Source organism: Skermanella rosea, from assembly GCF_016806835.2.
Lineage (GTDB): Bacteria > Pseudomonadota > Alphaproteobacteria > Azospirillales > Azospirillaceae > Skermanella > Skermanella rosea.
Genome location: NZ_CP086111.1, coordinates 6092415 through 6098631, shown reverse-complemented (window position 1 = coordinate 6098631; position 6217 = coordinate 6092415). Strand labels below are relative to the sequence as shown.

Genomic DNA, 6217 nt, shown 5'->3' with positions numbered 1-6217 from the left:
GCCCATCAGCTCCTGATACCGCGTTCCATCGACCCCGCGAAGCGGCGGCCGGCCCCAGTCCCCGAGTCTCGCCCCGATGCGCGCGGCGTCGCCGCCATGCCGGCGCCATCGCCGCGGAGGCGGGAGGAAGGATCCCGGTCGGGATCCCACGGGTGCGGGAAATATGCCGAAACCAGCCCGGCACCTGCCATCAACTTTTCAGCCGGCGCTTCGTCACGCGCCATCCTGTCACGCCTCGCCCAGGGGATACCGATCGGTCCGGGAGACTCGAAGCGCAGCGTCGACACCATGAAAGTGGGCAAAACCGCTCCCTGTCGGCAAGATTGACTCGCTTGCCGATCGTAGATTTCATTTTTTCGTGCAACCGGGTGCCGGGGAAGGAGAACCCTTGGCGTTCTTCCCTCAGCCGCCTTCCGTCAGCCGCCCAATTTCCATCTCTGGTATGCGTTCCGACCACCGGATCAGGGGGCCGTTACTTGGCTCCGCGAGGTCCCGGGGGTTATCGGCCAGTGCGTCAACAAATGTTAATAGGGTGCCGACTGACTGACAACAGGATCGAAAAGGGAACGGCCGAAAAAGCAAACTTCGTTCTCAAACGACTTATTCTTCCGGAGACGCGGATCGCGCACAGCTATAGCTTCAGCAACCTTATGGTGCCAAAGAGTTTCGAAAGAACTTGAGTCGAGGAACAAAAAAGCCGCGCCGGACAGCGGCGCGGCTTGATCTCGCCGCGAGGAGGCTCAGAGAGCCTTGATGCGGGAAGACAGCCGCGACAGCTTGCGCGAGACCGTGTTGCGATGCAGCACGCCCTTGGAGACGCCGCGCATCAGCTCGGGCTGGGCTTCCTTGAAGGCCTCGGCGGCGGCGGACTTGTCGCCGGTCGCGATGGCGGTCTCGACCTTCTTGACGAAGGTACGGATGCGGCTGACCCGCGCGCGATTCACGGCGGTGCGCCGCTCGGTCTGGCGGATACGTTTTTCTGCGGACTTGTGATTGGCCATAACTAAACCTTCTGCGGACACACCTGTGCCGAATGCGAGCGCGCTTTATAGGGGGCACCCGCTCGGAGAGTCAAGGCGGGAGAGTCGCTTTTCTCCCGCCCCGGCCCTCCCCTTGCCGGGATTTCAGCGGTTCTTGAAGTTGGCTTCGCGCTTCTCGGCGAAGGCGGCCATCCCTTCCTTCTGGTCCTCGGTCGCGAAGGTGGAATGGAACAGGCGGCGCTCGAACCGGATCCCCTCCTCCAGGGTGGTCTCGTAGGAGCGGTTGACCGATTCCTTGGCCATCATGACGACCGGGCGCGACAGCGAGGCGATCCGGGCCGCGACCTTCATCGCCTCGTCCAGCAGGTCGGCGGCCGGCACGACCCGGCTGACCAGGCCGCAGCGCTCGGCCTCGGCGGCGTCGATGGTGCGGCCGGTCAGGACCATCTCCATCGCCTTGGACTTGCCGACGAAGCGGGTCAGGCGCTGGGTGCCGCCGGCGCCGGGGATGGTGCCGATGGTGATCTCCGGCTGGCCGAACTTGGCGGTGTCGGCCGCCAGGATGAAGTCGCACATCATCGCCAGCTCGCAGCCGCCGCCCAGGGCGTAGCCGGCGACCGCCGCGATCACCGGCTTGCGGGCGGTGGCGACCCGGCCCCATCTGCGGGTGATGAAATCCGAGAGGTAGACGTCCATGTAGTCCCGGCCGGCCATCTCCTTGATGTCCGCGCCGGCGGCGAAGGCCCGCTCGCTGCCGGTCAGGACGATGCAGCCGATCTCGTCGTCCGCCTCGAAAGCGTCCACGGCGGCGGCCAGCTCGGTCACCAGGGCGTCGGACAGGGCGTTGAGCGCCTTCGGCCGGTTCAGCGTGATGAGCCCGACATGGCCGCGGGTCTCGACCAGGATGTTCTCGTAAGGCATGTCTCTACTCCCAGATGGTGCCTGGCCCGGATGCCGCTCGGATAGGGGCCGGCTATTGCGGTATCAGCATGAAGCGGACGGTCACCGGGCCGCCCCGGCCGGACGCGGCCGGCTCCTCGACCAGTTCTATGCGCAGGAACTCGCCGTCCCGGACGAATCGCCCCTCCCCCGCCGCGGCCCAGCCGAGCTGGGGGGCCGTTTCGGCATAGAAGCTCCGGATGGCGGAAGCGTCCAGGGAACCGGTGGCGACCGCCTGCACGATCCGGCCGCCCGGCTTGTCGAACACGAGGGCTTGGTCGGCGACCGGGACGAGGCCCGGCATCAGCGGCAGGTCGTCGATCCCGTCCACGAAGGCATCCGCGGCGAGCGCCCCGGAAGCGCCGCAAAGCTCCGCCCCGCCAGGAAAGCCGGAGGGCTGGACCTGGAGCAGGACGGCGGCGAGGACCGCGGAAGGGAGGACCGGACGGCGCGGCATGGGGCTTAGCGATACATCAGCGCTGCCGTCGCGGACAATAGAAAGTCGAGCGGTTGGCCTGCACGATCCGCTGCACCCCGCCGGTGCGTCCGACGTCGCAGGTGCAGCCGGGGCAGGCCTGCCCCTCCCGGTCGTAGACCGCGAACTGGTGCTGGAAATAGCCCAGCTCGCCGGAGGACTGGACATAGTCGCGGAGCGTCGAGCCGCCGGCCTCGATCGCGCGGGTCAGGACCTCGCGGATGGCGGGCACCAGCCGCTCGGCGCGCCGGCCGGCCACGGTGGCGGCGATCCGCCTGGGGCTGATGCCCGACCAGAACAGCGCCTCGCACACATAGATGTTGCCCAGGCCGGCGACCACGGTCTGGTCGAGCAGGGCCGCCTTGATCGGCGTGATCCTCGACCTCAGCGCGTCGGACAGCGTCCCGGCGTCGAACCCGTTGCCCAGCGGCTCCGGCCCCAGGGAGGCCAGCAGGGGATGGCGGTCCAGCTCCTCCTCCCCCGTCAAGGCCATCAGGCCGAACCGGCGGGCGTCGTTGAAGCGGACCTCGGATCCGTCGTCGGTGGTCAGCAGGACATGGTCGTGGGGCAGCGGCGGCCCCAGGTCGCGGCCGATGGTCATGCGGCCGGACATGCCGAGATGGACGATCAGCACCTGGCCGTCGTCCAGGTGGATCAGGATGTACTTGGCGCGCCGCCGGATGGTGACGACCCGCCGGCCGGTCAGCCGCTCGACCATGCGCTCGGGGAAGGGGATGCGCAGGTTGGGGCGGCGCTGCTCGACCTTCGCGAGCACCCGCCCCTCCATCCTGAGGGCGAGCCCGCGGCAGACCGTTTCGACTTCGGGCAGTTCTGGCATGGGACCGACCATAGCCGGTCCGGAGCGCGACAAAAAGCGCCGCATTCCGGTCCGTTCGGCGATCGGCGCGGAAAGTCCGCCGTGGCAACTGGCAAGGGCACCGCCGAGCCGCTATGTTGCAGACCATGGCCGAAGATCCCTCCCAAGACCCCGCTCCCGTTCCCGGCGCCCCGCCGCGCGGTCCGTCCGTCCAGCCCGCCGACCGCCCCTCCCCCCAGGGAGAGGCGCCGGAGGCGCGCTGGTTCGGTTTCCGCGAGGTCGATCCCCGCACGAAGGCGCCCATGGTGCGCCAGGTGTTCGACAGCGTCGCTGGCAACTACGACCTGATGAACGACCTGATGTCCGGCGGCATCCACCGGCTGTGGAAGTCGGACCTGATCGAGCTGATCCGGCCCCGGCCGGGAATGACCCTGCTGGACGTGGCCGGCGGCACCGGCGACATCTCGTTCCGGTTCCTGGAGGCGGCGGGCGGGCCGGCCCAGGCCTTCGTCTGCGACATCAATGAAAAGATGATCCTGGTCGGGCGCGACCGGGCGGTGGACCGGGGCGTGCTGTCCGGGGTGGACTGGATCGTCGGGGACGCCGAGAAGCTGCCGCTGAAGAGCCGGTCGGTGGACGTCTATACCATCGCCTTCGGCCTGCGCAACGTGACGCGGATCGACGCGGCGCTGGCCGAGGCCCGTCGCGTGCTGCGGCCGGGCGGACGCTTCTTCTGCCTGGAATTCAGCCGGGTCGTGCTGCCGGTGCTACGCGACGTCTACGACCGCTACTCCTTCACCGTGCTGCCCCGGCTGGGCCAGATGGTGGCCGGCGACCGCGAGGCGTACCAGTATCTCGTGGAAAGCATCCGCCAGTTCCCCGACCAGCAGAGCCTGGTCGGCCGGATCGAGGCGGCCGGCTTCGGCCAGGTGCGCTACCGCAACCTGACCGGCGGCATCGCCGCGATCCATTCGGGCTGGCGGCTCTGACCTTTTCCCAATCCAGAAACCTGTCATGATCCGCACGATCCGCAACCTTGCCCGCCTCGTCGTGATCATGCGCACGCTGGGCCGCCACGACGCCCTGTTCCCGCACGAGCTGCGCGACGTGGCGCCGGGCATCGCGGGATTCGCCCGCCTGTTCTCCGCCAAGGGCGTTCCCGGCCGGCCCGGCCAGCGGATCGCCGCGGCGCTCCGCGACCTGGGACCCAGCTTCATCAAGCTCGGCCAGATCCTGTCCACCCGGTCGGACCTGGTCGGCGAGGCGATCGCCGCCGACCTGGCCGAGCTCCAGGACAAGCTGCCGCCCTTCCCCACGTCGGAGGCGCGCCGGATCATCGAGGCGGAGCTGGGACGGCCGCTCGAGGAGATCTACGAGAGCTTCGACGAGAAGCCGGTCGCCGCGGCGTCGATCGCCCAGGTCCATTTCGCGGTGGTGGCGACCCGCCGCGACCGCGACGGCGAGCATGACCTGGACGCCGACGACCCGCGCTCCCGGGAGGTCGCGGTCAAGGTGCTGCGGCCGGGGATCGAGCTGGCCTTCCGGCAGGACCTGGACCTGTTCCGCTGGCTGTCCGAGCTGGCGCTGAAGATCCAGCCCCGGTTCAAGCGGCTGCGGCCCGGCGAGGTGGTGCAGATCTTCGCCGACACGGTGCGGATGGAGATGGACCTGCGGATGGAGGCCTCGGCCGCGTCGGAACTGGCCGACAATTTCCGCGGCGACACCGCCTTCAACGTGCCCCGGGTGGACTGGGACCGGACCAGCCAGCGCGTGCTGACGCTGGAGCGGATCCGCGGCATCAAGGTGGACGAGGTCGACAAGATCCGGGCCGCGGGGTTCGACCCCGACGACGTGCTGGCCCAGGCGTCGTCGTCCTTCTTCAACCAGGTGTTCCGGGACGGCTTCTTCCACGCCGACCTGCACCCGGGCAACCTGTTCGTCAACGAGTACGGCCACATCGCCCCGGTGGATTTCGGCATCATGGGCCGGCTGGACCGCGCCACGCGGTACTATCTGGCCGACATGCTGCTGGGCTTCCTGAACGGCGACTACCGCCGGGTCGCCGAGGTGCATTTCCAGGCGGGCTACGTCCCGGCGCACCAGAACATCGAGACCTTCACCCAGGCCTGCCGCGCGATCGGCGAGCCGCTGCTGAACAAGCCGCTGCACGAGATCTCGATCGGGCGGCTGCTGGCCCAGCTGCTGGCGGTCACCGAGCAGTTCGAGATGGAGACCCAGCCGCAGCTCCTGCTGCTTCAGAAGAGCATGCTGACGGCGGAGGGGGTGGGCCGCGCGCTGAACCCCGACATCAACATGTGGGAGCTGGCCCGTCCGCTGATCGAGGACTGGATGCGCGAGAACCGCGGTCCCGAGGCGCGGATGGTCGACGAGCTGGAGTCGGTCCTGAACGCACTGCGCACCCTGCCCCGCGTGATGCGCGAGGCCGAGCGGGCGACCCGGACGATCAACGAGAACGGGCTGCCGTTGCATCCGGCGACGATCGAGATCCTGCTGGAGGGCTTCGTCCGCAAGCGACGGCGGACGATCTGGACCCTGTGGACCGTGACGATGGCCGTGGCGCTGGCGGCGCTGGCGGTGGTGACCTGACGGGCTTCGCGGCGACGGGGCAGTCTTGACATGCACATATTCCCCAACATGATGTGCATGTCAGAAGGGGGATGGCATAAGCGCACTTTCGCGAAAGTGTTGCATCACCGTTCGATGGCGGGCAACCATACCCTGCTTCAACGAGGATCTACTTGCCATGGGCCGTGATTACGACATCGATATCTCGGTTGAGATAGAGGCTGGAATCGCGCCCGCCGTCGCGCAGGAAGCAGCGCGTCGGCGGCAGCAGGATATCGACTCCGACATTGCCGTCCTGAACAGGCATCGTTCCATCCACGGCTTGCTTCTTGATGAGGACGAATTACTTTTTTAAGTATATGATGTCACTAACCTATATTATCGCCTGATTTATTGTCCACAGATGAACGCAGATGGACA

Annotated in this window: 7 protein-coding genes; 3 read left to right on the top strand and 4 right to left on the bottom strand. The window is 67.7% G+C overall.

Annotation, left to right across the window (positions count from 1 at the left end; genetic code table 11):
- Nucleotides 1–740: 740 nt before the first annotated feature.
- The 4 genes from rpsT to mutM all read right to left on the bottom strand — a co-directional run bounded on the left by rpsT (nucleotide 741) and on the right by mutM (nucleotide 3232).
- Nucleotides 741–1001: a 30S ribosomal protein S20 gene (gene rpsT, locus JL101_RS28580; RefSeq protein ID WP_201076284.1), complete on the bottom strand. Its 261-nt coding sequence runs from the start codon at nucleotides 999–1001 to the stop codon at nucleotides 741–743.
- A 123-nt stretch (nucleotides 1002–1124) separates the two neighbouring features.
- Nucleotides 1125–1901, bottom strand: a complete 777-nt coding sequence (locus tag JL101_RS28575) for an enoyl-CoA hydratase (protein WP_203098641.1) — start codon at nucleotides 1899–1901, stop codon at nucleotides 1125–1127.
- Nucleotides 1902–1953: 52 nt separating this feature from the next.
- Nucleotides 1954–2376 carry a hypothetical protein gene (locus JL101_RS28570; RefSeq protein WP_203098640.1) on the bottom strand — a complete coding sequence of 141 codons (423 nt, stop codon included), beginning with the start codon at nucleotides 2374–2376 and terminating at the stop codon, nucleotides 1954–1956.
- A 16-nt stretch (nucleotides 2377–2392) separates the two neighbouring features.
- Nucleotides 2393–3232, bottom strand: coding sequence for a bifunctional DNA-formamidopyrimidine glycosylase/DNA-(apurinic or apyrimidinic site) lyase (gene mutM / locus JL101_RS28565; RefSeq protein WP_203098639.1), 840 nt, complete (start codon nucleotides 3230–3232; stop codon nucleotides 2393–2395).
- A 125-nt stretch (nucleotides 3233–3357) separates the two neighbouring features.
- On the opposite strand from mutM, the gene ubiE reads away from it, so the two are divergent.
- The 3 genes from ubiE to JL101_RS28550 all read left to right on the top strand — a co-directional run bounded on the left by ubiE (nucleotide 3358) and on the right by JL101_RS28550 (nucleotide 6152).
- Complete coding sequence (gene ubiE, locus JL101_RS28560; RefSeq protein ID WP_203098638.1) at nucleotides 3358–4200, top strand: bifunctional demethylmenaquinone methyltransferase/2-methoxy-6-polyprenyl-1,4-benzoquinol methylase UbiE; 843 nt, start codon at nucleotides 3358–3360, stop codon at nucleotides 4198–4200.
- A 25-nt stretch (nucleotides 4201–4225) separates the two neighbouring features.
- Nucleotides 4226–5818 carry a 2-polyprenylphenol 6-hydroxylase gene (gene ubiB / locus JL101_RS28555; RefSeq protein WP_203098637.1) on the top strand — a complete coding sequence of 531 codons (1593 nt, stop codon included), beginning with the start codon at nucleotides 4226–4228 and terminating at the stop codon, nucleotides 5816–5818.
- A 157-nt stretch (nucleotides 5819–5975) separates the two neighbouring features.
- Nucleotides 5976–6152, top strand: a complete 177-nt coding sequence (locus tag JL101_RS28550; RefSeq protein WP_203098636.1) for a type II toxin-antitoxin system CcdA family antitoxin — start codon at nucleotides 5976–5978, stop codon at nucleotides 6150–6152.
- The last annotated feature ends 65 nt before the right edge of the window (nucleotides 6153–6217 follow it).